Genomic DNA, 22,640 nt, shown 5'->3' with positions numbered 1-22,640 from the left:
AGTTTTTCAGGAAAAAGATAAGTTTTAAATGAGGTGAATTTTCCTATTGTTCAGACGAAACTGAACAAGCACGTTAGGTCGTGAAAATTAGGAGGGATATTTTGGAATTAGTAATCAATAAAGTTGGTTTAAATGGAACAATCGCTATTCCCAGTGATAAATCGATTTCCCATAGGAGTATTATGTTTGGCGCAATTGCACAAGGGAAAACAACAATTAAAAACTTTCTACGAGGTGACGACTGTTTAAGCACATTAAAAGCTTTTCAAGATTTAGGTGTGAAAATAGAAGATGATGGGGAAATTATCACCGTCCACGGCACTGGAATTTCAGGATTGAAACCAGCCAAACAAGCAATCGATGTTGGTAATTCAGGTACTACGATTCGTTTGATCATGGGAATATTAGCGGGCACCCCTTTTTCTACAGAATTATTTGGCGATCATTCAATTGCCAAACGTCCAATGAATCGAGTGATGTTACCTATCAATCAGATGGGAGCTAGTTGTTCCGGTCATGATGGAACGGAGTTTCCGCCACTTACGGTAAAAGGAACAGACAGTTTACAACCGATTAATTATCAAATGCCTGTTGCCAGCGCACAAGTCAAATCAGCAATTCTTTTTGCAGCATTACAAGCTCAAGGAGAATCAGTTATTATAGAAAAAGAAAAAACACGTGATCACACAGAAGATATGATTCGTCAGTTTGGTGGAGAAATTACTGTGTCAGGTAAAGAAATTCATATCAGTGGTCCACAACAATTAGTTGGGCAAGAAGTCAATGTACCAGGTGATATCTCTTCAGCCGCGTTTTTCTTGGTCGCTGGATCAGTTATTGCAGATAGTCGTATTGTATTAACGAATGTTGGCTTAAACCCAACTCGCACCGGTATTATTGATGTTATTCAACAAATGGGTGGAAAACTAAGCATTGAAGAAACGGGTAGTGAAGAAAATAGAGCTGGAACCTTAACGGTTGAAACCAGTGAATTAAAAGGAATTGAAATCAGTGGCGAGATTATTCCACGTTTGATTGATGAATTGCCGATCATCGCTTTGTTAGCAACTCAGGCACAAGGAACGACAATTATTCGTGATGCGGAAGAATTGAAAGTAAAAGAGACTAATCGAATCGATGCTGTGGCCAATGAGCTAAATAAAATGGGGGCAGATATCGAACCGACAGATGACGGGCTGATCATTCACGGGAAAACACCGCTGCATAGCGCTGATGTTACCAGTTATGGAGATCACCGCATAGGAATGATGCTCCAAATTGCTGCTCTTTTAGTTAACGATGGAACCGTTAGATTAGACAAAGCTGAGGCGATTTCAGTTTCTTATCCAGCATTCTTTGATGATCTAAACAAACTATATCAATAAACGGAGGAACGTACATGAAGGGGATTATTTTAATTGGTTTTATGGGAGCGGGAAAAACAACCGTAGGAAAGCTGCTTTCAGAAAAAACAGGAATGGAACACATTGATTTTGATGATAAAATAGTTGAAGAAATTGGTATGACGATCCAAGAGTTTTTTGATTTGCATGGGGAAGAAGCCTTTAGAGAAAGAGAAACGAATGTTTTAAAACGTTATCTAGACCACAATCAAGTAGTGTCGACTGGTGGAGGAATCGTTATGCGAGCGGAAAATCGGGAACTGTTAAAACAAATGGCACCAGTTGTTTATCTCCAAACAAAACCAGAAATATTTATTCCTAGATTGAAGCATGACCATACAACCGTTAGACCGTTAGTTGTTTCAAAATCTCCAGATGAAATCAGAAAAGTCTTTGAACCACGAATTCCTTTTTATGAAGAAAGTGCCAGTTTAGTAGTAGATACAGACAATCGAACACCAGAAGAAATCGTATCTGTAATTTTAGAAAATATATAAGTAGGTGAAGGAATGAAAGTCGGTTTTTTAGGTCCAGAAGCATCTTTTACTCACACTGCAACAAAAACTGCTTTCCCAAATGAAGAGTTAGTTTCTTATCATTCGATCCCAGCTTGTATAAAGGGTGTTGAATTTGGTGAAGTAGATTTAGGTGTAGTTCCCATTGAAAATACAATCGAAGGATCGGTTAATACGACGGTCGACTATCTTTTTCACCAAACAACGATTCCTGTGGGAGCAGAAATTGTATTGCCAATCTATCAACAATTAATGGTGACAAAAAATAACAAGGAATCGTGGCTGGAAACAACAAAAATTTTATCTCATCCTCAAGCATTAGCACAGTCACAAGAATTTATTCGTACCCATTTTCCTATGGCTGATTTAGAAGCAACACCATCGACTGCGTATGCTGCAAATTTTGTTTCTAGTCATCCAGAGCAAAAAATTGCCGCAATTGCACCGAAACTTTCTGCTCAGGCATATGATTTGGAAATTGTCGGTAAAAATATTCAAGATGTAGCGATCAATCAAACTCGTTTTTGGGTTTTAGGTGCTGAAAAAGTCGAATTACCTATCCAATCAAAAGAGCAGAAGTTGACGATCGCACTAACTATGCCAGATAATATGCCAGGCGCTTTGCACAAAGCTTTGTCCGCATTCAGTTGGCGAGAAATAGATTTAAGCAAAATTGAATCTAGACCACTAAAAACCACATTGGGTGAATATTTCTTTTTAATCGATATAAATGTTCAAAAACCACAACAATTACTAGATAATGCGATAAAAGAAATACGTTTAATGGGTGGAACAGTGAAAATATTCGGAAATTATGCGATTCATCCAATCAACGGAGTATAAAGATCTGAAAAGGTCTTTTTATTTTTTGTTAAATTTCAACTATCTAATAGGAATTTTCAGCAAAATAAGGTATGCTTATATTTGTTGTTAATTTAAGTGAGGTGGACGTAATGAGCCGGGTGGATCGTTATAAACATATACATGATAAAGCAAAACCAGTAGAAGAAAGAAATGGATTTAATCCTAGAAAAGAAAAAAATTATTCTGAAGAACCTAGAAATAGCTATTATCAAGAACAAGAATCAAGCCCTTATCAAGAACCAATGGCTGGTGATCCCAGACAAAGATATGAACAAGCTGATACACAAGGAAAAAACAAACAATTCTCCAAAAAAGAAAAGAAACCAAAAAAACCAAGAAAAAAGAGACGATTCAGTTGGCCTAAGAGAATTTTCTTATTTTTGATATTACTGATTGTATTAGCGGTAGGTTTCTTTTTCAAAGGGAAATCTTATGCTGAGAATGACAACTCTTTACCTAAAGAAGCGATTGAAACATTCCACGGAGTAAAGAGTGCGAATGGCGCTAATAATATTTTGATTTTAGGTAGTGATACACGAGGAGAAGATTCTGGTCGTGCCGATACTATAATGGTGTTGCAACTAGATGGTCCATCTAAAAAGCCTAAACTGATTTCATTTATGCGAGATACTTTTGTTGATATCCCTGGATATGATGCAAATAAGATCAATGCATCTTATGCTTTAGGCGGAGCGGATTTAGTCCGCCAAACTCTAGCTGAAAACTTTGATATTCAATGTAGATATTATGCTAAAGTTGATTTTCAATCATTCGAAAAAATTATTGACTCGATGTTTCCAAGTGGTGTCGAAATCGATGCTGAAAAAGATTTGAATTTAGATGGTGTGGATATCGCTAAAGGTAAGCAAAAAATGGACGGACACACATTGTTACAATATGCACGCTTTAGAAAAGATGAAGAAGGCGATTTCGGACGTGTTCGACGTCAGCAGCAAGTCATGACCGCAGTTATGGGACAATTGAAAAATCCTCTAGCTTTGATTCGCACGCCGGAGTCTTTAGGACGTTTAGTTGGTTATATGTCCACGGATGTACCTACAAGCTTTATGTTGAAAAACGGCCCATCGATGCTAAAAGGCGGGGGCGGAATCGAACGATTAACAGTTCCTGTTGAAGGATCTTGGAGCAATGCAGACTATGATTATGCTGGCAGTGTACTGGAAATTGATTTAGGAACGAACCAAACAGCGGTTCAAAATTTCCTTGGACAGTAAGTATTTTATTTAAATATGCATTGATTTATGCTATATTTATTATGCCGTGTAAAATTAGTGAAACGAGGTTACAAAATGAAAATTGCTATTGTGACAGATAGTACAGCTTATTTACCTGAGCGAATCAAAAATTCGCCCAATCTATTTGTTATCCCCATCCCTGTTATTTTAGATGGTAAGATATATAATGAAGGAATCGATATCGAAGCTGATGAATATTACAGCTTGTTGAATAATAGTAACGAGTTTCCGACGACTTCTCAACCTGCATTAGGTGAGGTTATCGAGCTGTATAAAGAAATCGGAGATAAAGGATATGATACGATTATCAGTATTCACCTATCATCTGGTATTTCGGGATTTGTTAATACCTTATTTTCTTTAACAGATTCGATAAAAGGTGTGACGCTTTACCCATACGACTCGAAAATAACTAGCGTACCAATGGGACATATGGTAGAAGCAGCATTAGACTTAGTTAAAGAAAATGCTAGTTTAGAAGAGATTTTTACTAAATTAGATATTATCAGAGATAACACTTATGCTTATTTAATCGTTGATGATTTAAATAATTTAGTACGTGGAGGACGATTGACGAATGGCGCAGCATTAATTGCTGGCTTGCTGAAAATCAAACCTATCTTGACTTTTGAAGATGGAAAAATTGTTTTATTTGAAAAAATTCGTTCGACTAAAAAAGCATTTGCTCGTGCAGAAGAAATAATCGGTAAACGAGATAAAGAAATTGATCGACCAGTCAAATTATACGTGATCCATGCGAATAACTTAGCTGTTGCAGAAGAAGAAAAAGCTAAGCTAATGGAACAATATCCAGATGCAATTGTTGAAATTGGTCATTTTGGACCTGTTATTGGCACTCATTTAGGTGAGAAAGCAATCGGTATTTGTATTTCAGCCCAATAATTTTAGCATGAATAAATGGAGATGAAACAAAGCTGTTTTAGTTTTGTTTCATCTTTTATTTTATCCTTATAGCTCAACTAAAGATAAATAGTATGTTACAATAACAAATAAATCATACTTTTTTTATTGATAATCGATTAAAAATAACGATTCAATAGTCATTTTCCTTTAAAAGTAAGGTATACTTAAAGAAAAAAGGAGGGCGAGTGGATGAATCTATTTGAAGAACGTTTACAAAAAGAAAAAATGAAACAAGTTCAACTACTCGCAGCATATTACCAAGTTGTTAATCGCTTGCCGCTCGGTGATAAGAGAGATCAGATGATTCGTGATATATTAGCCTGTAAGGATAAAATAAAGAAAATTAATCAGCAATTGACGGAATTAAATAAAAAAGAATAGAGATAAAAGGAGCGCATTTTGGCTATAGATTTTTTTACGGTACTACTAGCTGTTTTTGTGATAATAATGTATATTTACTTGAGTTTAGTAAGAAAAAGTGTATTGATTAAAAGTAGGAAAAGAAGTTTTTTTTATATCTTTGTCATTAGCTGTAGCTTGATACTGCTGACTGCTACGCTATTTTCTGAACAAACGATCGATCAACGGATTCGTGGACTTCTTTCCGTTTTACTTATTTTGAGTTTTTTACTTGATACGAAAGGTCTAGCAGATGATCGGCTGATTTTGGGTCCTTTTGATAAAAATGGTGTCATGTATCAAGACGTAGAGAAAATGGCATTATTAATCAAGAAAAAAGAAATTCGATTAAATTACTTCAAAAATGACCGCAGAGGACCTATGATGAAGTTTTCAATACCTTTAGAAGATTTGTTGACTTTTCTTTCTGAACGATTGAATGAAGACGCTGAAATCAGTATTTTAGTAGATGATGAAAATTCCAAAACAGGCTGAATTCTAAGAAGAAAAATAAAAAAATAGGCGAGAGCAAAGGCTGATGAAACACTTTGTTTTCGCTTTTTATTGGGGTTTAAATTGTTCTAATTAAATTCATAAAAGAATTTTGTAAATAATAGTCAATTTTAGTAGGTATTTCTTAAACAGTTTGCTATAATGTGTCAGAGAAATTCTGAAAGGAAGTATTGTTGTGAATAAAGAAATCGACCAACGAATTGCTGAACTAAGAGAAAAATATAAAGAGTTACCTCCAGAAAAAAAAGCTGAGTTGGAACGCCATATAAAAAAGAGAAACTTCTTAAACTACAAAAAAATCGAACTAATCAAGTCAGAGTTACTTCGTTTAGAAGCACGTCGTGCGCAATTGGAACTTTGCGAAAAACAAAAAGAACTTGGACTAATTGAAAAGAAAATAACCTGTAAAAAAGAAAAATTATTACGATGTTTAGGAAAACAAATCAATCCATAATTAGTAGGGGGATACGAGATGGAGTTTGTTAATTTAATAATTGTATTTATTCTTGCTATAACTATTTCTAATGTATTTAATAAAATAGTACCAATCATACCTTTACCAATCGTTCAAATTATTGTTGGTGTTATCATCGGGCTGACTGATGTCGGACGCGAAATTACTTTTGAACCCGAAATATTCCTAGTCATGATCATTGCACCTTTGTTATTTCGTGAAGGTGAACGAAATGACATTTCTGCTACTATGAAAAATTTTAGCGTAATTTTATTTCTCGCCTTTATCGGTGTTTTGATTACACTTGTCAGTGTTGGTTGGGCATTACATATAGTTATTCCTGCACTTCCGATTGCAGCATGTTTTGCCTTAGGGGCAGCGCTTGGACCGACAGATGCAGTAGCTGTCGGTTCTTTATCTGGAAAAATTCAGATTCCGCCTAAAGCAATGCATATTTTAGAAGGAGAAGGATTGATCAATGATGCTTCTGGCGTTACTGCTTTTCAATTTGCTTTAGCAGCTTTATTGACAGGTAGTTTTTCAGCTACTGATGCTGGAATCATGTTGATCGTTTCGAGTATTGGCGGAGCCATTGTTGGTGCTTTTTTAGTGATGATCAAACGTCAAATTGTAATGATCTTAGAAAAAGCTTCAGCAAGAGATGTAACCGGTTATTTATTATTAGAATTGTTGTTGCCGTTTTTGGCCTACATGGTTGCAGAAATTTTCCACGTCTCAGGAATCATAGCGGCAGTTGTCGCGGGTGTTATGCAAGCAGCTAGTTTTAAAAAAGTTTCTTTATTTGAAGCTGAACTTTCAAGTGTTTCTGAAAGTACTTGGGGAACAATTACTTTTACCTTGAATGCGTTGGTATTCCTATTTTTAGGGATTGAATTGTCACAAGTTTTTTCACCAATTTGGAATAGCCAAACGTATTCTAACAGTTTCTTGATGGTCGTTGTTTTGATTTTAAGTATGACATTATTTGTAGCGCGTTTTTTATCAATTGTCTTGATTTACAGTGTGAAAAACGGAATTAAAAATCTTTGGTCATCTATGAATGAAATGTTGATTTTAACATTTGGTGGAGTTAAAGGAACAGTCAGTTTAGCCACAATTTTCATTTTGCCTTTAACAGTAAATGGTCAAGATTTTCCTGAGCGATCGTTGCTATTGTTTATCACGGCTTGTGTGATTTTAGTTACTTTAGTAGGTGGTATCCTTGTCTTGCCTTTTTTAACTGAATCTGATGAAGCAGAAAGTATGAACATTCAAGGCATTACCTTACTTCAAGATGTCATTGAACGTCTTAAAATGATCAATCAAGAAGATCCGCATGTAGAAATGAATGTAGTGATTGAAAATTATCAAGATCGTGTAAAAGAATTGTACACAGAGCAATTGCCCTCAGAACAGCGGCAAGAAGTCCAAGAGTTAAGAGCGCTGATTGTTTCGATTGAGCGTGATGGCTTAGAAGAAAGTTTTCGTCAAAAAGAAATTGGTATTGAAGGTTACCGCTTGTATGAACGTCTGATTTCTAGAATGGAACGTTCGATTGCGAGACAATTACTTTCTATCATCGGCTTTTGGCTATTGTTTGTCCGCCAAATCATTGCTATTTTTGTCCATCCTAAATTATCATGGGCTAGAAAAGACGAAGAAAATCGACGAGAATTTCAAAAAGAAGAATTAGAAAACGTTCGACAAGTATTTTTACAAAACACAGAAGTTATTTTGAAAAGTTTGGATAACTTAAAAGGGGTATATGACGACGAGATCATTCGTTTCTTTATTGAAGGACGTTTACAGTTTGCTCACAGATTGGAAGATGGAACATTTATTGATTCGTTTATTGTTCGTTCTCAGTCTAATTATGTTAAAGAACTATTGATTGGTTATCAAGAAGAGCGCAGAATAATCGATGAATATGAGCTTGCTGACAAAATATCTTCCTATGAAGCAAATGAATATCGAAAAAATGTCAACTTACTAGAATCGTATTCGATCAATGATGTTTCTAGTACGATTCCGTTGCGGAAATTAACAAGAGAACTAAAAAAAGAAGCTCAGCGAGAAAACTAGCTTCTTTTTTTTGCTTTTTTTTGATACAATAAGCAGGATGAAAAGGGCGTGAGCATATGAAAGAATTAAAAGTAAATGAATTAACCAAAACATACGGAGAAAAAACATTGTTTGATCATATCTCTTTCCATATCCATGATAAAGAACGAATTGGATTGATTGGTACAAATGGAACTGGTAAAACGAGTTTATTGAATATCCTTGCTGGCAAAGATAGCGGAGATGGGGATGTTGAAGCTGTTCAACAACCAAATGATTATCAAATAGGCTACCTTTCTCAAAACCAAGAATTCGACTCAGAATTAACCGTTGTTGAAGCAGTATTCCAAGGAGATACACCGATTATTCAAGCAGTTAAAAATTACGAATTGGCATTGCTCGCTTTAGCTGCTGATGGAAGTAGTGAATCAGCTCAAAAACAGTACGCTCAAGCGGAAGAACGTATGAATAAAGAAGATGCCTGGACAGCAGATACAGATGCAAAAATCATTTTACAAAAACTTGGAATTGAAACATTGCATAAAAAAATCGGCGAATTATCTGGTGGACAAAAGAAGCGAGTGAGTTTAGCGCAAGTATTGATTGAGTCACCTGATTTGTTACTATTAGATGAACCGACAAACCATTTAGACTATGAAGCCATTAGTTGGCTTGAAGGCTTTTTAAACGGATATCATGGTGCAATTTTAATGGTTACACATGACCGATATTTTCTAGATCGGGTGGCAAATCGTATTTTTGAATTATCTTTTGGTAAATTGCATGAATACAAAGGAAACTATGAAGCATATATCGTAGCCAAAGCAGAACGTGAACGCGTTGAACTTGAGCAAGAAGATAAAAGAAAGCAATTTTATAAACAAGAACTTGAGTGGATGCGTGCAGGTGTACAAGCACGAGGGACGAAACAACAAGCACGTCAAGATAGATTTTATGATCTTAAAGAAAATCTTCATCAAGTGAATCAAAAAAGTCAATTAGAGATAGATGTAGCTACACAAAGACTAGGGAAAAAAGTATTAGAAATCAAAGATGGAAACTACCAGATCGAACATAAAACAATTTTAAATGCATTTGATCTTCTAATTCAAGCAAAAGACAGAATCGGAATTACTGGGAAAAATGGTGCAGGGAAATCTACATTGCTGAATATCTTGGCTGGTCGTCTGAGCTTAGATAGCGGAATTTATTCAATTGGCGAGACAGTACGCTTGGCTTATTATACACAGCAAAATGAAGCGATGGATTCAAACCAACGAATGATTTCTTACCTGCAAGAAGCAGCTGAACAAGTCCAACGAAATGATGGGACAAGTATAGGTGTTGCTGAATTATTGGAGCGATTTCTTTTCCCACGTTTTATGCATGGAACTGTCATCGGTAAGCTTTCCGGTGGAGAGAAACGTCGTTTGTATCTATTAAAACTGTTGATCAGTCAGCCAAATGTGTTATTATTGGACGAGCCGACAAATGACTTGGACATTGATACGTTGACAATTTTGGAAGATTATATTCAAACATTCAAAGGGGCGGTAATCGCCGTTTCACATGACCGATATTTTCTCGACAAGACGATGGACAAGCTACTTGTTTTTCAAGGAGAAGGTCAGATTGCAACTTATTTTGGATCGATGAGTGATTATTTGACTGAGAATAAAGAACAGAAGAAAAAACCAACGAAAATCGAATCAAAACCGATAAAGGTATCTGAGAAAAAAGAAAAAACAAAATTAACTTACATGGAACAAAAAGAGTGGGCAACAATCGAAACAGATATTGGGCAACTTGAAGAACGAACAGCACAGCTTACAGAAGAGATGAATCATCAAGGTGATGATTTTACTAAACTACAGCAACTTCAAACGGAGTTATCAGCTGTTGAACAAGAGTTAGAAGAAAAAATGGAACGCTGGGAATATTTGAGTGAATTTGCAGAAAATTAGGAGGCAGCAACTATGGAAGAAGCATATTTAGCATTAGGCCGCAAAATTTTAGAGGAAGGTCACTTGAAAGAAGACCGTACAGGAACTGGTACACGCAGTATTTTTGGTCACCAAATGCGTTTTGATTTATCAGAAGGATTTCCTTTGTTGACGACTAAGCGAGTACCATTTGGTTTAATTAAAAGTGAGTTGTTATGGTTTTTAAAAGGAGATACTAATATTCGTTACCTATTACAACACAACAACCATATATGGGATGAATGGGCGTTTGAGCGTTATATCAAAAGTGAAGACTACCATGGTCCGGACATGACAGATTTTGGCCGTCGCGTCTTAGCAGATGAAGCTTTTAAAGCGAGCTATGAAAAAGAACATAAAGAATTTTGCGAAAATATTTTGACGGATGAGGCTTTTGCTGTTAAATATGGTGAGTTAGGTAATATTTATGGAGCGCAATGGCGTCATTGGGAAACAAAAGAAGGTCATTTTATTGATCAATTAAAAAATGTCATTGACATGATCAAAAAAACACCAGATTCTCGTCGCTTGATTGTTTCGGCTTGGAATCCAGAAGATGTCCCTTCTATGGCTTTACCACCTTGTCATACAATGTTTCAATTTTATGTAAATGATGGTAAATTAAGTTGCCAGTTGTATCAACGAAGTGGCGATGTTTTTCTAGGAGTTCCGTTTAACATTGCTAGTTATGCGTTATTGACGCATTTGATTGCACATGAAACTGGTTTGCAAGTGGGAGATTTTGTGCACACAATCGGGGATGCACATTTATATACAAACCATGTCGACCAAATGAACGAACAACTTACAAGAGACATTCGTTCATTTCCGAATTTAAAATTGAATCAGGAAAAACAATCTGTTTTCGATTTTGAAATGGAAGATATCGTTATTGAAGGATATGATCCACATCCAGCAATCAAGGCGCCAATCGCCGTTTAATTTGAAAGGAGTTCCTCCATGCTAGCAGCCATATGGGCACAAGATGAACAAGGGACAATCGGTAAAGAAAATCGTTTACCTTGGCATTTGCCGAATGATTTGAAATTTTTTAAACAAATGACTGAAGATAACACGATCGTTATGGGAAGAAAGACTTTTGAAGGCATGGGGAGCCGTCCATTGCCAAATCGACAAACAATTGTCATAACTAGAGACAAAGAGTATTCTGCAAAAGGAGTCATCGTACTTCACGCTATAGAGGACGTACTTGATTATGCGAAGACATTCTCTGGAATTACCTTTATTGCTGGTGGATCAGCAGTATATGAAGATTTCCTGCCATATTGTGATGTGTTATATCGTACGGTTATTCATCATACATTCGTTGGAGATACCAAATTTCCGACTGTTTCTTGGGATGATTGGACATTGATCAATTTAAGCGACGGGGTCCAGGATGAAGAAAATAATTACGCGTATCAATTTGAAACCTATCAACGTAAAGTAGCCTCTGAATAACTGACACTTGAACTTATGAATTGAATTTATTCAGATTTTAGCCTGAATGAATTCTTTCATAAGTTTTTTTGGAGATTAAAGAGGAAAGGAGAAGGGTGGTAGGAAGTGTCATTTTCGATAAAAGTTACTCTGTTTCTCTTAAGATATGGATAGAGCAAAAAACCATACTTATTCCAGCATGGTTTTTCTTATTACCTAAATATGATTGCGATATAATCCAACAACTTTGCCCAAAATGCTTACATTATTCAAAATAATTGGGTCTAATGCATCATTTTCTGGCTGTAAACGAATATGATCTGACTCTTTAAAGAATCGCTTGCAAGTCGCTTCGTCTTCATCTGTCATAGCAATAACGATATCACCATTAGAAGCAGCACTTTGTTTACGAACGATGACTTGATCGCCATCTAAAATCCCTGCATTGATCATACTTTCTCCTCTAATAGTCAGCATGAATAAAGCATTTTCTTCTGTCTGTAAATCTGGCGGAACAGGGAAAAAGTCAGAAGCTTCTTCTACAGCTAAAATAGGTTCACCAGCTGTAACAACACCAAGCATTGGAATGACTGATGGCTTGACACCAATTGTTTCCAAACCATCAGCAGTTAATTCAATTGCTCTTGGCTTTGTAGGGTCACGTAAAATCAAGCCTTTTTTTTCTAAACGCGCTAAATGTCCATGGACAGTAGAGGTTGAAGAAAGATCAACTGCTTTTCCAATCTCTCTCACGGTTGGTGGATAGCCTTTAAGCTCAACTTGTTCATATATATATTTTAATACTTCGATTTGTCTTGTGTCTGTACGTTTCACCACAACCCGCACCTTCTTTCGATTTATAATTTTAGTGTACCATAGTTTCATACAGGAATCAAACAAGCGTTCGTGTTTTTTTGAAAAAAGTAAATCATGCATATTTTCGGGAAAAAATAGCTGTGTTTAACGTTACATTCTGTAAATAAGAGGTGTTGTTCCTCATTTTTATCGTGAATATGGTTGTATTTTTCCTGCTCATCTTATAAGATAGACATGGAAAGTAAACTTGTCTTGCTAGTGTGCTAGCTCATCAGAGAAAAGATAAAAATAGACTTGTGAGAAAACGTGTCACAAACTTATTTCCCTATTTTCATGACAGCGATGGACAAGCCCACTATGTTTTTATATTAAGGAGGCAAAAACATGTTATCGTCAGAAAAAATGAAACGAATCAATGAACTTGCTAAAAAGGCAAAGGACAGCGGATTGTCTGAGAAAGAAAAAGAAGAACAAAAAGTACTTCGTCAAGAATATCTAGCTGCTTTCCGGGGAGGTATGCGTCATCATATAGAAGGGATGAAAGTTGTTGATCCTAAAGGAAATGATGTAACGCCTGAAAAATTGAAAGAGATCCAAAAGGCTAAAGGATTACACAATAGAAAATAATTTTAGTTTTTTTTACTAAAAGTAATTGCTTTCATAAAGGAAATACGCTAAAATATAGTTAATAAAGGTAAAAAAAACCTAAATAGGAGATGATTTTTTTGTTCGACAACACGGATCAGTTAGGCGTTAATACAATTCGCACATTGAGTATCGAAGCAGTACAAAAAGCAAACTCAGGACATCCTGGATTACCAATGGGTGCTGCACCTATGGCTTATGCACTTTGGACAAAACATTTAAAAGTAAACCCTAAAACATCAACAAATTGGGCAGATAGAGATCGTTTTATTCTTTCAGCAGGTCATGGTTCAGCAATGCTTTATAGTTTACTTCACTTAGCTGGCTACAATGTCACAATAGATGATTTGAAAAGCTTCCGTCAATGGAATAGCAAAACACCTGGACACCCAGAAGTGCATCATACAGATGGTGTTGAAGCAACAACTGGTCCTTTAGGTCAAGGTATCGCTATGGCTGTAGGTATGGCTATGGCTGAAGCACATACAGCAGCGACTTATAATCGTGACAGCTTCCCTGTGATCGACCATTATACGTATGCTCTATGTGGCGATGGTGATTTGATGGAGGGTGTTTCTCAAGAAGCAAGTTCTATGGCTGGACATATGAAATTAGGTAAATTGATCGTGTTATACGATTCAAATGACATCTCTTTAGATGGACCAACATCAAAAGCCTTCACAGAAAATGTTGGCGCCCGCTATGAAGCATATGGTTGGCAACATATTTTAGTTAAAGATGGCAATGATTTGGAAGCTATTTCGAAAGCTATTGAAGCTGCTAAAGCTGAGTCAGACAAACCAACTTTGATTGAAGTGAAAACTGTAATTGGTTATGGCGCACCAAAAGAAGGAACTTCTTCAGTGCATGGTGCACCAATCGGAGCAGAAGGAATTACAGCCGCTAAAGCTGTTTATGGCTGGGAATATCCTGATTTCACGGTTCCAGAAGAAGTAGCTACTCGCTTTAAAGAGACAATGGTTGAAGAAGGCGAAGCAGCAGAAAATAAATGGAACAACATGTTCGAGAACTATACAAAAGAACATCCTGAGTTAGCTAAACAATTTAAACAAGCATTTTCAGATGAGCTTCCTGAGAACTGGGATAGTGAATTACCAACCTATGAAGTGGGATCAAGTGCAGCTAGTCGTGTAACTAGTAAAGAAACGATTCAAGCTATTTCAAAAGCTGTACCTAGTTTTTGGGGCGGATCTGCTGACTTGTCTGCTTCAAATAATACAATGGTTGCATCTGAAAAAGATTTTGAACCAGGTCAATATGAAGGTCGCAACATTTGGTTTGGTGTTCGTGAGTTTGCAATGGCCGCTGCAATGAACGGGATTCAATTACATGGGGGAAGCCGTGTGTATGGCGGAACATTCTTTGTATTTACTGACTATTTACGTCCAGCTGTTCGTTTAGCTGCAATTCAAAATACACCAGTAACTTATGTATTGACACATGATTCAGTTGCTGTTGGAGAAGATGGACCAACACATGAACCAGTTGAACAACTAGCAAGTATTCGCTGCATGCCAGGTGTGCAGGTTTTACGTCCAGCAGATGGTAATGAGACAGTGGCAGCTTGGAAAATCGCAATGACGACAAAAGATGCACCGACTGTTTTAGTTTTGAGCCGTCAAAACTTACCAGTGATCGAAGGAACAAAAGAAAAAGCAAGTGAATTTGTTCAAAAAGGCGCTTATGTAATTTCTTCGCAAAAGGGTGCTAAACCTGAAGGAATCCTGATTGCTACTGGTTCTGAAGTGAACTTAGCAATCGAAGCTCAAAAAGCATTGGCTGAACAAGGAAAAGACGTTTCTGTCGTTTCAATGCCAAGTTTTGACTTGTTTGAAAAGCAAACAGAAGAATATAAAGAGTCAGTTTTACCAAAAGATGTAGTAAAACGTGTGGCTGTTGAAGCTGCTTCACCATTTGGTTGGGAACGTTATGTAGGTACTGCTGGTACTACAGTAACGATTAATCACTTTGGTGCTTCAGCTCCTGGCGATTTAGTGTTGAAAGAATTTGGTTTTACAGTTGATAACGTTGTTTCAAAATACAATAACTTATAAAATCAAAAAAACAGATGGGGTTTTCCCATCTGTTTTTATTTTTTTTATGTAATATTTTTGTAATAATGGAAATATTTATTATTTTCATTAAATTAATTTTAATAATATAGACCTGAAAGGATTAGAGATAAAATAAATATCCGAATAACATACTCTATGTAAAAAGATTAAAACAAATTCGAAGTGATTAATAAAACAAAAATTTCAGATGGATTACACCCACTTTAAAACTTCACATTTTAGGTCTAAATAATTGTTTATAAAAAAATCCCCGAGTAGAATGATATTATGATGTTCTATTGAGGAGGAACAAGTGAATGAATGAGAATAAAACAAGAAGCAGCAGGCATCAACAAAAAGAACACAAAAGTAATAGTAAACGAATTGCTTCTGTAATAGGAACTTCGTTAGTATTTCTTCCAGTTGTTGGTAATATTTTGCCGATGGGCGTTCAAGCAACTGAAGTTGATCAGCAAGGAGCTGTTTCTCAACAAGCATTTATTGATTCTATTGGATATTCAGCTGCTTCTGTAGCTAGTGCGAACGATTTATATGCATCTGTGATGATTGCTCAAGCATTATTAGAAAGTAGTTATGGTACATCTGGCTTAGCTGCTGCACCAAATTATAATTTATTTGGAGTAAAAGGTAGCTATGGTGGGCAAACAGTTTACATGCCTACGTCAGAATATTTGAATGGGGAATGGGTGACGATGACTGAACCGTTTAGAAGTTATTCATCGTATGCTGAATCATTTCAAGACCATGCTAATGTATTAAAAACAACGCTAGCTTCTAATGGGAATTATCATTACTCTGGTGTATGGAAGAGTAATACTACGAATTATACAGACGCTACAGCAGCTTTAGCAGGCCGTTATGCTACAGATCCTAATTATGCTAGCAAACTGAATTGGTTGATTGCAACTTATGGTTTAACAGCTTATGATTGGGGAACCGCTGAACCAACAGTAACAAGTGGTACTGAGACTGTTGGACAAAGTACTGCAACTTCAACAGCAACTGCTCAATCCTATACAGTTGCATCAGGCGATACACTTTGGGGAATAGCTGAAAGATTTGGCATTTCAGTTGACCAATTGATGGCTTCAAACGGATTATCCGCTGAGCTAATTACTGTAGGTCAAGTACTACAAGTCGCATAAAAAAAATAAAATCGATCAACGAATAGTCCATTTAGAGACAATTTGTTGATCGATTTTTTTATTATCTTTTCCCAGATCGTAATTCTTCTAAACGTCGTTGACGATTTTTAGTTAAATCTTTGATTCTTGGTCTAGGCAGAATTGCTTCTGGAGTTGTAGTTGACTTTCCTTTATACGTTCCAGGATCATTGATGTCATACTGTTTTAAGTGTTCGATGACTTCTCGTACAATCTGAGTAGGAGTTGATGCACCGGCAGTTACAGCAATTTGTTTAATATTTGTTAACCAGTTAGGATCAAGTTGAGAAACATCTGAGATTCGATGAGCTGGGACACCTGCTTGCTCAATAGACACTTGAGCTAGCCGATTGCTATTATTGCTTTTTGGATCACCCACTACAATCGTTAAATCACAACCTTTAGCCTGTTGTACGACTGCCTCTTGGCGCACTTGTGTAGCTTTACAAATATCTTTGTGGATATGGACAAGAGGATATTTTCCCTGAATAGAATCCATCAAATCACTAACATCCCATTGGCTCATGGTTGTTTGATTTGTCACAAAAATTTTATCGGTATGTAGTTCTAAATCAAGGATATCGGTTTGATTTGAGACTAAATGCACATGTTCTGGTGAAACCCCAAGTGCTCCTTCTGGTTCAGGATGGTTTTTCTTACCGATATAAATCACTTCATAGCCTTCTGTCACTTTTTCAGCAATCAGCTCGTGAGTAATCATAACGTCTGGACAAGTTGCATCAATCACAGTTAAGCCTTTTTTTATTGCTAGTTCTTTTACTTTGGGTGAAGTACCATGTGCTGAAAAAATAACAGTTCCTTGAGTAACTTTAGCTAAAATTTCTTCACGGTTTTCTCCATCTAATGTGTGTATTCCTATACTTTCAAACGCATCAGTTACGTGTTTATTATGAACGATCATCCCTAAAATATAGATAGGACGAGGTAAATTTTCATCAAGAGATGCATTTCTTGCAATCACCATTGCATCAACAACACCATAACAATAGCCGCGTGGGCTAATATTTATAATTTTCATAAATGAATTAACTCCTATTTAATCATTTTTAAATGTTTCTTTGTTCTCTATTATACAATACGTTTATTAATTTTAAGTTAAGGCTCCTAAACGATGATGTAGAAATGTTATGTATATTTTTATTAATATTTTTCAATAACACGAACTTTTCAGTAACTAATTATAACATAACAACTAATTAAACGGAGTAGAGGATTGGCGGATTTTTTCAGAAAGTAAGAGTCTGCGAATTCTTTATATTTACCAGATGCATTCAGTTTGTTAAGAAAAAAAGACGCACTAATTAGAAGCGGACAAAGTTTAAACTGGAGGAAATTTAACTTTTATATTCAGCTCATCTTTTGATGTCAACAGCAAAATGATAGCCAGATAAGTTGATATAAGCTATTATAAACACAAGAAAGTTTTCATATATTTGAATACAAAAATGGAGGAATGGATCATGACTCAAATTTTTAATTCAGTTACCGAATTAATAGGAAAGACACCTATTGTAAAACTAGGAAAGATAGTTCCTGATGGAGCGGCAGATATTTTTGTAAAACTTGAATTTTTTAATCCAGGAGGAAGCGTAAAAGATCGAATCGCATTAAGTATGATCGAAAAAGCTGAAAAATCTGGACATCTCAAAGCCGGAGATACAATTGTAGAACCAACAAGTGGCAACACTGGTATTGGATTAGCGATGGTTGGTGCAGCAAAAGGATACAAAGTTGTGATTGTCATGCCTGATACAATGAGCGTTGAACGGAGAAAATTGATGCAGGCATATGGTGCAGAACTATTGTTGACACCTGGATCAGAGGGGATGAAAGGGGCAATTGCCAAAGCATCAGAACTATCCGAGAAAGATGGTTATTTTATGCCGATGCAGTTTGACAATCCTGCCAATCCAGAAGCGCACGAAAAAACTACTGGAAAAGAAATTCAAGATGTTTTTGGTCCTGCTGGTTTGGACGCATTTGTAGCTGGAGTAGGTACTGGTGGGACGATCACTGGTGTTGGTAAGGAATTGAAAAGAGTGTACCCAAAAATCTCAATTGTTGCAGTAGAACCAACGGAATCACCTGTTTTAGAAGGTGGGCAACCAGGACCACATAAAATCCAAGGGATCGGTGCAGGCTTCATTCCAAAGGAGAAATCTATGGAAAAGTGATGGCAGTACCTAGTGAAGATGCGATGAAAACTGCTCGTCAACTAGCAGCTAAGGAAGGTTTATTAGTTGGTATTTCTGCAGGAGCTGCCGTAAATGCTGCAATTGAATTAGCCAAAGAATTAGGTCCAGGTAAAAAAGTTTTAACAGTTATACCTGATAATGGGGAACGATATCTTTCAACAGTACTTTACAATTTCCCTGAATAAATTTTCACAATAAAAAGGAAGTTTTTTTACTTCCTTTTTATAATAGGTGTACATAGTTAGTCAAAAAGTATGCAATACTACTTTATTCTAAAAAAAAATCAAGATAAACTGTACATTATTGTTCAATTATTCTTGTCAAGATAGTTTAGAAATAGTATCATTTAAGAAAGAGAGACTGGGAGGGGAAACAAATGGACAATATATTGGTAAAAAATGCACTAGAAGAATTAAAAGAAGCCAATATTCGTATTACTCCTCAAAGATATGCGATCTTAGAATATCTAATTGAGAATCATAGCCATCCGACTGCTGATGAAATATATCGTTCGCTGGAAGATCGATTTCCTAATATGAGCGTGGCAACTGTTTATAACAACTTACGTTTGTTTACTGATATTGGATTTGTTCAAGAAATGAATTACGGCGATGCATCTAGTCGTTTTGATTTCAGTTCAAAAAAACATTACCATGCAATTTGTCAAAATTGTGGTAAAATCGTTGATTTTCATTATCCAGGTTTGGAAGATGTGGAAATGGCTGCGAGCAAATTGACAGGTTTTGAAATCAATGAACACAGATTAGAATTATATGGGCTATGTCCAGAATGTCAAAATGCTGAAAAAAAATGAAATGAGTGAGAAAATGAAATCAATTCATACAGATAAAGCACCTAAAGCAATCGGTCCTTATGTACAAGCCAATATTGTGAATGGTTTATTATTTGCTTCAGGTCAAGTTCCTTTGAATCCTGAAACGGGAGAAGTTGTTGGTACAACGATAGAAGAACAAACAAAGCAAGTCTTGAAAAATATTTCAGCAATTTTAGAAGAAGCTGGAAGCGATTTTGATCATATTGTAAAAACAACGTGTTTTTTACAGAATATGAACGATTTTGTAGCTTTTAATGAAGTTTATGCAGGAGCGTTTACGAGTCAATTGCCAGCTCGTTCGGCTGTAGAAGTAGCCCGCTTACCTAAAGATGTTCTTGTTGAAATAGAAATTATAGCTGAAATAAATGAATAGCACCTTGTTTTCACAAGTTGAGAAACTAAGTTTTCTCAACTTTTTTTGTTGCAATAACAGTATTTTCAGTTTGTTAAACTAATTTTCAGATGAAAAAATAGTTAAAAATAGAGAAGTTTGTGAAAAAATATCTTTTAGATTCACAAGCAAAGAACTCGAATATGGCCTTTCGCTTTGTTATATTTCTAGTATACCAATGGATTTATAATAGTTCCCTTGGTGAAAAATTTAACTTGAAAGAAGGGATTTACAAAATGAAAGTCGTAGTCGTAGGATGTACGCATGCAGGAACAGCTGCAGTCAAAAGTATTTTAACAAATCACCCAAACGCGGAGGTAACCGTTTATGAACGAAATGATAATGTATCATTTTTATCTTGCGGTATTGCGCTATATGTTGGAGGAGTAGTGAAGGAGGCTGGCAGTTTATTCTATTCAAGTCCTGAAGAACTAGCGTCTCTAGGTGCTACAGTCAAAATGGAACATGAAGTCGAAACTATCGATGTTGATCATAAAACAGTCACTGCAAAAGATTTACAAACAGGTATTGAAGAAACCGTTTCATACGATAAATTAGTTATGACAACTGGTTCATGGCCAATCATTCCACCAATCAAAGGAATCGAAGCTGAAAATATTTTATTATGTAAAAACTTTAATCAGGCAAATGTGATTATTGAACGTGCTAAGGATGCCAAAAAAGTTGTCGTTGTAGGCGGCGGATATATCGGAATCGAATTAGTAGAAGCGTTTGTAGAATCTGGTAAAGACGTTACGTTGATCGATGGTTTAGATCGTATTTTAAATAAATATTTAGACAAACCATTCACAGACGTTTTAGAAAAAGAACTTGTAGACCGTGGTGTGACATTGGCATTAGGCGAAAATGTTCAAGAATTCCGAGCTGACGCAAGCGGATATGTGAATAAAGTAATTACTCCTAGTCAAGAATTTGAAGCTGATATGGTTATTATGTGCGTTGGATTTAGTCCAAATACAACATTACTTAAAGATAAAGTCGATATGCTGCCAAATGGCGCTATTGTAGTTGATAAGTATATGAGATCAAGTAATCCAGATATTCTTGCTGCAGGTGATAGTGCAGTTGTACACTATAATCCAAGTAATACGACTAATTACATTCCACTTGCAACAAATGCTGTTCGTCAAGGCATGTTGGTGGGTTATAATTTGGCAGAAGAAAAACTAGCTTATCGCGGAACGCAAGGAACTTCTGGTCTATATTTATTTGGCTGGAAAATTGGTTCAACAGGTGTTACCTTAGAAAGTGCAAAAATGAACAACCTAGATGTGGAAGCAACCCAATTCGAGGATAACTATCGGCCAGAATTTATGCCGACTACAGAAAATGTAATGATGGAATTGGTTTATGAAAAAGGATCAAACCGTATTGTAGGTGGACAACTAATGTCTAAATACGATATTACTCAATCAGCTAATACATTATCATTAGCTGTTCAAAATAACATGACTGTCGAAGATCTTGCTTTGTCAGATTTCTTCTTCCAGCCACATTTTGATCGTCCTTGGAATTACTTGAATTTATTAGCACAAGCAGCTTTAAAGGATATTGCTAAAAATTAATAAAAAAAATAGAATGGAATATTCTTCCATTCTATTTTTTACCTTAAATTGATGTAGGATCTTTGCATTTTTAGCCTTTTTTTGAGATTCTAAGTATGTAAGTAATGAAAGGGTGCAATGTAGTGGAAAAGAATAAAAAAAATAAAGAAATTTTGATACGTTCTTTATATGCATTATTAGGGGTTGCTATTTTATCGTTTGGAGCAGCTACTTTACGAGTAGGTAAGGTTGGCTTAGATCCTTATACTGCGGCAAATATTGGTATTGGAGAGGTTTTAGGTCTGTCATTAGGTGTCTATCAACTAATAATCAATATTATTATCTTAGTATTAGTTTTTATTTTTGGGAAAAAGTATATTGGAATTGGAACACTAATAAATATGGTGCTTACAGGATTTTTTATTGATTTTTATACGTGGCTCTATGCGACATTTTTTACAATTAAAATTACGCTCTTTACCCAAGGAATTTTGCTAGTTTTTGGCATATTGATCTTTACATTTGGTGCATCGTTTTATATGTCAGCAAAGTTAGGTAATGCTCCTTATGATGCAATTGCTCCAATTATAGTGGATCGGACTCAGGCTAAGTATCGGGTAGTAAGAGTGATACAAGATATCTTTTTTGTAGTACTAGCATTTATTTTCGGGGGACCGGTCGGGATTGGAACGGTCATCAACGCATTTTTTACAGGACCATTAATTGATTTTTGGAATAAAAAAGCAAGTGTACCAATAATTGAAAAAAGTATTAAAAAGAAAGTAGATAATTAAAATTTTTGATAATTTCAAAAAGAAAAGCTAATCATTTTGTGTTAGCTTTTCTTTTTATTTTTAATTTATGAATCAAACAAAAAAATGAAAGCGATTACCTTCATTTCGAAGAAATCTTATTATTATCTGTATAATACGACTAAAATATAATATAGTATATACAAGGTTTTAAAACGTTGTTAATACAACGTTATTTACCGTTTTTTTCTTTCCGAAACATGTGTTTTAATTATTTTATTAAAATAAAATTAGTTTTTCTGATTCGTATTATTTCCAAAAATATTATAAAGGTTATAAAATCCTAAGGT

The 22,640-nt window shown here is 35.6% G+C and carries 21 protein-coding genes and 1 pseudogene; 20 read left to right on the top strand and 2 right to left on the bottom strand.

What is annotated here, in order from left to right:
* Nucleotides 1-101: 101 nt before the first annotated feature.
* The 12 genes from aroA (at nucleotide 102) to JZO69_RS11275 (ending at nucleotide 11,832) form a co-directional block, all read left to right on the top strand.
* Nucleotides 102-1,385, top strand: coding sequence for a 3-phosphoshikimate 1-carboxyvinyltransferase (gene aroA / locus JZO69_RS11330; protein ID WP_207112984.1), 1,284 nt, complete (start codon nucleotides 102-104; stop codon nucleotides 1,383-1,385).
* A 14-nt stretch (nucleotides 1,386-1,399) separates the two neighbouring features.
* Complete coding sequence (locus JZO69_RS11325) at nucleotides 1,400-1,900, top strand: shikimate kinase (RefSeq protein WP_207112983.1); 501 nt, start codon at nucleotides 1,400-1,402, stop codon at nucleotides 1,898-1,900.
* 12 nt (nucleotides 1,901-1,912) lie between these two features.
* A complete protein-coding gene (gene pheA, locus JZO69_RS11320; protein ID WP_207112982.1) occupies nucleotides 1,913-2,761 on the top strand; it encodes a prephenate dehydratase in 849 nt (282 codons plus the stop codon).
* Nucleotides 2,762-2,871: 110 nt separating this feature from the next.
* A complete protein-coding gene (locus JZO69_RS11315) occupies nucleotides 2,872-4,017 on the top strand; it encodes an LCP family protein (protein ID WP_207112981.1) in 1,146 nt (381 codons plus the stop codon).
* 75 nt (nucleotides 4,018-4,092) lie between these two features.
* Complete coding sequence (locus tag JZO69_RS11310) at nucleotides 4,093-4,941, top strand: DegV family protein (protein ID WP_207112980.1); 849 nt, start codon at nucleotides 4,093-4,095, stop codon at nucleotides 4,939-4,941.
* Between the two features lie 210 nt (nucleotides 4,942-5,151).
* Entirely contained in the window at nucleotides 5,152-5,343 is a 192-nt protein-coding gene (locus JZO69_RS11305; RefSeq protein WP_207112979.1) for a hypothetical protein, read from the top strand.
* Nucleotides 5,344-5,361: 18 nt separating this feature from the next.
* Nucleotides 5,362-5,856, top strand: coding sequence for a hypothetical protein (locus JZO69_RS11300; RefSeq protein WP_207112978.1), 495 nt, complete (start codon nucleotides 5,362-5,364; stop codon nucleotides 5,854-5,856).
* 193 nt (nucleotides 5,857-6,049) lie between these two features.
* The gene (locus tag JZO69_RS11295) at nucleotides 6,050-6,328 is read left to right on the top strand and encodes a hypothetical protein (protein WP_347401590.1); all 279 of its coding nucleotides are present in this window, start codon (nucleotides 6,050-6,052) and stop codon (nucleotides 6,326-6,328) included.
* Nucleotides 6,329-6,346: 18 nt separating this feature from the next.
* The gene (locus JZO69_RS11290) at nucleotides 6,347-8,410 is read left to right on the top strand and encodes a cation:proton antiporter (protein ID WP_207112977.1); all 2,064 of its coding nucleotides are present in this window, start codon (nucleotides 6,347-6,349) and stop codon (nucleotides 8,408-8,410) included.
* A gap of 56 nt (nucleotides 8,411-8,466) precedes the next feature.
* A complete protein-coding gene (locus JZO69_RS11285) occupies nucleotides 8,467-10,353 on the top strand; it encodes an ABC-F family ATP-binding cassette domain-containing protein (RefSeq protein ID WP_207112976.1) in 1,887 nt (628 codons plus the stop codon).
* A 12-nt stretch (nucleotides 10,354-10,365) separates the two neighbouring features.
* Nucleotides 10,366-11,313, top strand: coding sequence for a thymidylate synthase (locus tag JZO69_RS11280; RefSeq protein WP_207112975.1), 948 nt, complete (start codon nucleotides 10,366-10,368; stop codon nucleotides 11,311-11,313).
* A gap of 18 nt (nucleotides 11,314-11,331) precedes the next feature.
* Nucleotides 11,332-11,832, top strand: a complete 501-nt coding sequence (locus tag JZO69_RS11275; protein WP_207112974.1) for a dihydrofolate reductase — start codon at nucleotides 11,332-11,334, stop codon at nucleotides 11,830-11,832.
* 195 nt (nucleotides 11,833-12,027) lie between these two features.
* Here the strand turns inward: JZO69_RS11275 and lexA are convergent, their stop codons facing one another.
* Complete coding sequence (gene lexA, locus JZO69_RS11270) at nucleotides 12,028-12,696, bottom strand: transcriptional repressor LexA (protein ID WP_242586745.1); 669 nt, start codon at nucleotides 12,694-12,696, stop codon at nucleotides 12,028-12,030.
* 315 nt (nucleotides 12,697-13,011) lie between these two features.
* On the opposite strand from lexA, the gene JZO69_RS11265 reads away from it, so the two are divergent.
* The 3 genes from JZO69_RS11265 to JZO69_RS11255 all read left to right on the top strand — a co-directional run bounded on the left by JZO69_RS11265 (nucleotide 13,012) and on the right by JZO69_RS11255 (nucleotide 16,513).
* Nucleotides 13,012-13,254 carry a DUF896 family protein gene (locus JZO69_RS11265; protein ID WP_207112972.1) on the top strand — a complete coding sequence of 81 codons (243 nt, stop codon included), beginning with the start codon at nucleotides 13,012-13,014 and terminating at the stop codon, nucleotides 13,252-13,254.
* A gap of 98 nt (nucleotides 13,255-13,352) precedes the next feature.
* On the top strand, nucleotides 13,353-15,347 hold the full coding sequence (gene tkt, locus JZO69_RS11260; protein WP_207112971.1) for a transketolase: 1,995 nt from the start codon (nucleotides 13,353-13,355) through the stop codon (nucleotides 15,345-15,347).
* Between the two features lie 317 nt (nucleotides 15,348-15,664).
* Nucleotides 15,665-16,513 carry a glucosaminidase domain-containing protein gene (locus tag JZO69_RS11255; RefSeq protein WP_207112970.1) on the top strand — a complete coding sequence of 283 codons (849 nt, stop codon included), beginning with the start codon at nucleotides 15,665-15,667 and terminating at the stop codon, nucleotides 16,511-16,513.
* A 61-nt stretch (nucleotides 16,514-16,574) separates the two neighbouring features.
* Here JZO69_RS11255 and JZO69_RS11250 read toward each other — a convergent pair whose 3' ends face one another.
* On the bottom strand, nucleotides 16,575-17,570 hold the full coding sequence (locus JZO69_RS11250; RefSeq protein ID WP_207112969.1) for a 4-hydroxy-3-methylbut-2-enyl diphosphate reductase: 996 nt from the start codon (nucleotides 17,568-17,570) through the stop codon (nucleotides 16,575-16,577).
* Nucleotides 17,571-18,012: 442 nt separating this feature from the next.
* On the opposite strand from JZO69_RS11250, the pseudogene cysK reads away from it, so the two are divergent.
* From cysK to JZO69_RS11225, 5 genes and pseudogenes are all read left to right on the top strand, one after another.
* A pseudogene (cysK, locus tag JZO69_RS11245) lies at nucleotides 18,013-18,932 on the top strand (cysteine synthase A).
* A 191-nt stretch (nucleotides 18,933-19,123) separates the two neighbouring features.
* Nucleotides 19,124-19,561 carry a Fur family transcriptional regulator gene (gene perR, locus JZO69_RS11240; protein WP_207112968.1) on the top strand — a complete coding sequence of 146 codons (438 nt, stop codon included), beginning with the start codon at nucleotides 19,124-19,126 and terminating at the stop codon, nucleotides 19,559-19,561.
* 13 nt (nucleotides 19,562-19,574) lie between these two features.
* On the top strand, nucleotides 19,575-19,955 hold the full coding sequence (locus JZO69_RS11235) for a RidA family protein (RefSeq protein ID WP_207112967.1): 381 nt from the start codon (nucleotides 19,575-19,577) through the stop codon (nucleotides 19,953-19,955).
* 254 nt (nucleotides 19,956-20,209) lie between these two features.
* Nucleotides 20,210-21,559, top strand: a complete 1,350-nt coding sequence (locus tag JZO69_RS11230; protein WP_207112966.1) for an NADH oxidase — start codon at nucleotides 20,210-20,212, stop codon at nucleotides 21,557-21,559.
* A 122-nt stretch (nucleotides 21,560-21,681) separates the two neighbouring features.
* A complete protein-coding gene (locus JZO69_RS11225) occupies nucleotides 21,682-22,332 on the top strand; it encodes a YczE/YyaS/YitT family protein (protein ID WP_347401589.1) in 651 nt (216 codons plus the stop codon).
* Nucleotides 22,333-22,640 lie beyond the last annotated feature (308 nt).

The sequence above is a fragment of the Candidatus Enterococcus ikei genome (assembly GCF_017316105.1).
Lineage (GTDB): Bacteria > Bacillota > Bacilli > Lactobacillales > Enterococcaceae > Enterococcus_L > Enterococcus_L ikei.
The sequence above is the reverse complement of the archived record's forward strand: the minus strand, read 5'-3'. Positions and strand labels throughout refer to the sequence as shown.

Coding starts and splice junctions, on each gene's coding strand:
- JZO69_RS11325 (WP_207112983.1), top strand. CDS start 1,400: ATGAAGGGGATTATTTTAATTGGTTTTATGGGAGCGGGAAAAACAACC.
- pheA (WP_207112982.1), top strand. CDS start 1,913: ATGAAAGTCGGTTTTTTAGGTCCAGAAGCATCTTTTACTCACACTGCA.
- JZO69_RS11315 (WP_207112981.1), top strand. CDS start 2,872: ATGAGCCGGGTGGATCGTTATAAACATATACATGATAAAGCAAAACCA.
- JZO69_RS11310 (WP_207112980.1), top strand. CDS start 4,093: ATGAAAATTGCTATTGTGACAGATAGTACAGCTTATTTACCTGAGCGA.
- JZO69_RS11305 (WP_207112979.1), top strand. CDS start 5,152: ATGAATCTATTTGAAGAACGTTTACAAAAAGAAAAAATGAAACAAGTT.
- JZO69_RS11290 (WP_207112977.1), top strand. CDS start 6,347: ATGGAGTTTGTTAATTTAATAATTGTATTTATTCTTGCTATAACTATT.
- JZO69_RS11285 (WP_207112976.1), top strand. CDS start 8,467: ATGAAAGAATTAAAAGTAAATGAATTAACCAAAACATACGGAGAAAAA.
- JZO69_RS11280 (WP_207112975.1), top strand. CDS start 10,366: ATGGAAGAAGCATATTTAGCATTAGGCCGCAAAATTTTAGAGGAAGGT.
- JZO69_RS11275 (WP_207112974.1), top strand. CDS start 11,332: ATGCTAGCAGCCATATGGGCACAAGATGAACAAGGGACAATCGGTAAA.
- lexA (WP_242586745.1), bottom strand. CDS start 12,696: ATGAAACTATGGTACACTAAAATTATAAATCGAAAGAAGGTGCGGGTT.
- JZO69_RS11265 (WP_207112972.1), top strand. CDS start 13,012: ATGTTATCGTCAGAAAAAATGAAACGAATCAATGAACTTGCTAAAAAG.
- JZO69_RS11255 (WP_207112970.1), top strand. CDS start 15,665: ATGAATGAGAATAAAACAAGAAGCAGCAGGCATCAACAAAAAGAACAC.
- JZO69_RS11250 (WP_207112969.1), bottom strand. CDS start 17,570: ATGAAAATTATAAATATTAGCCCACGCGGCTATTGTTATGGTGTTGTT.
- perR (WP_207112968.1), top strand. CDS start 19,124: ATGGACAATATATTGGTAAAAAATGCACTAGAAGAATTAAAAGAAGCC.
- JZO69_RS11235 (WP_207112967.1), top strand. CDS start 19,575: ATGAAATCAATTCATACAGATAAAGCACCTAAAGCAATCGGTCCTTAT.
- JZO69_RS11230 (WP_207112966.1), top strand. CDS start 20,210: ATGAAAGTCGTAGTCGTAGGATGTACGCATGCAGGAACAGCTGCAGTC.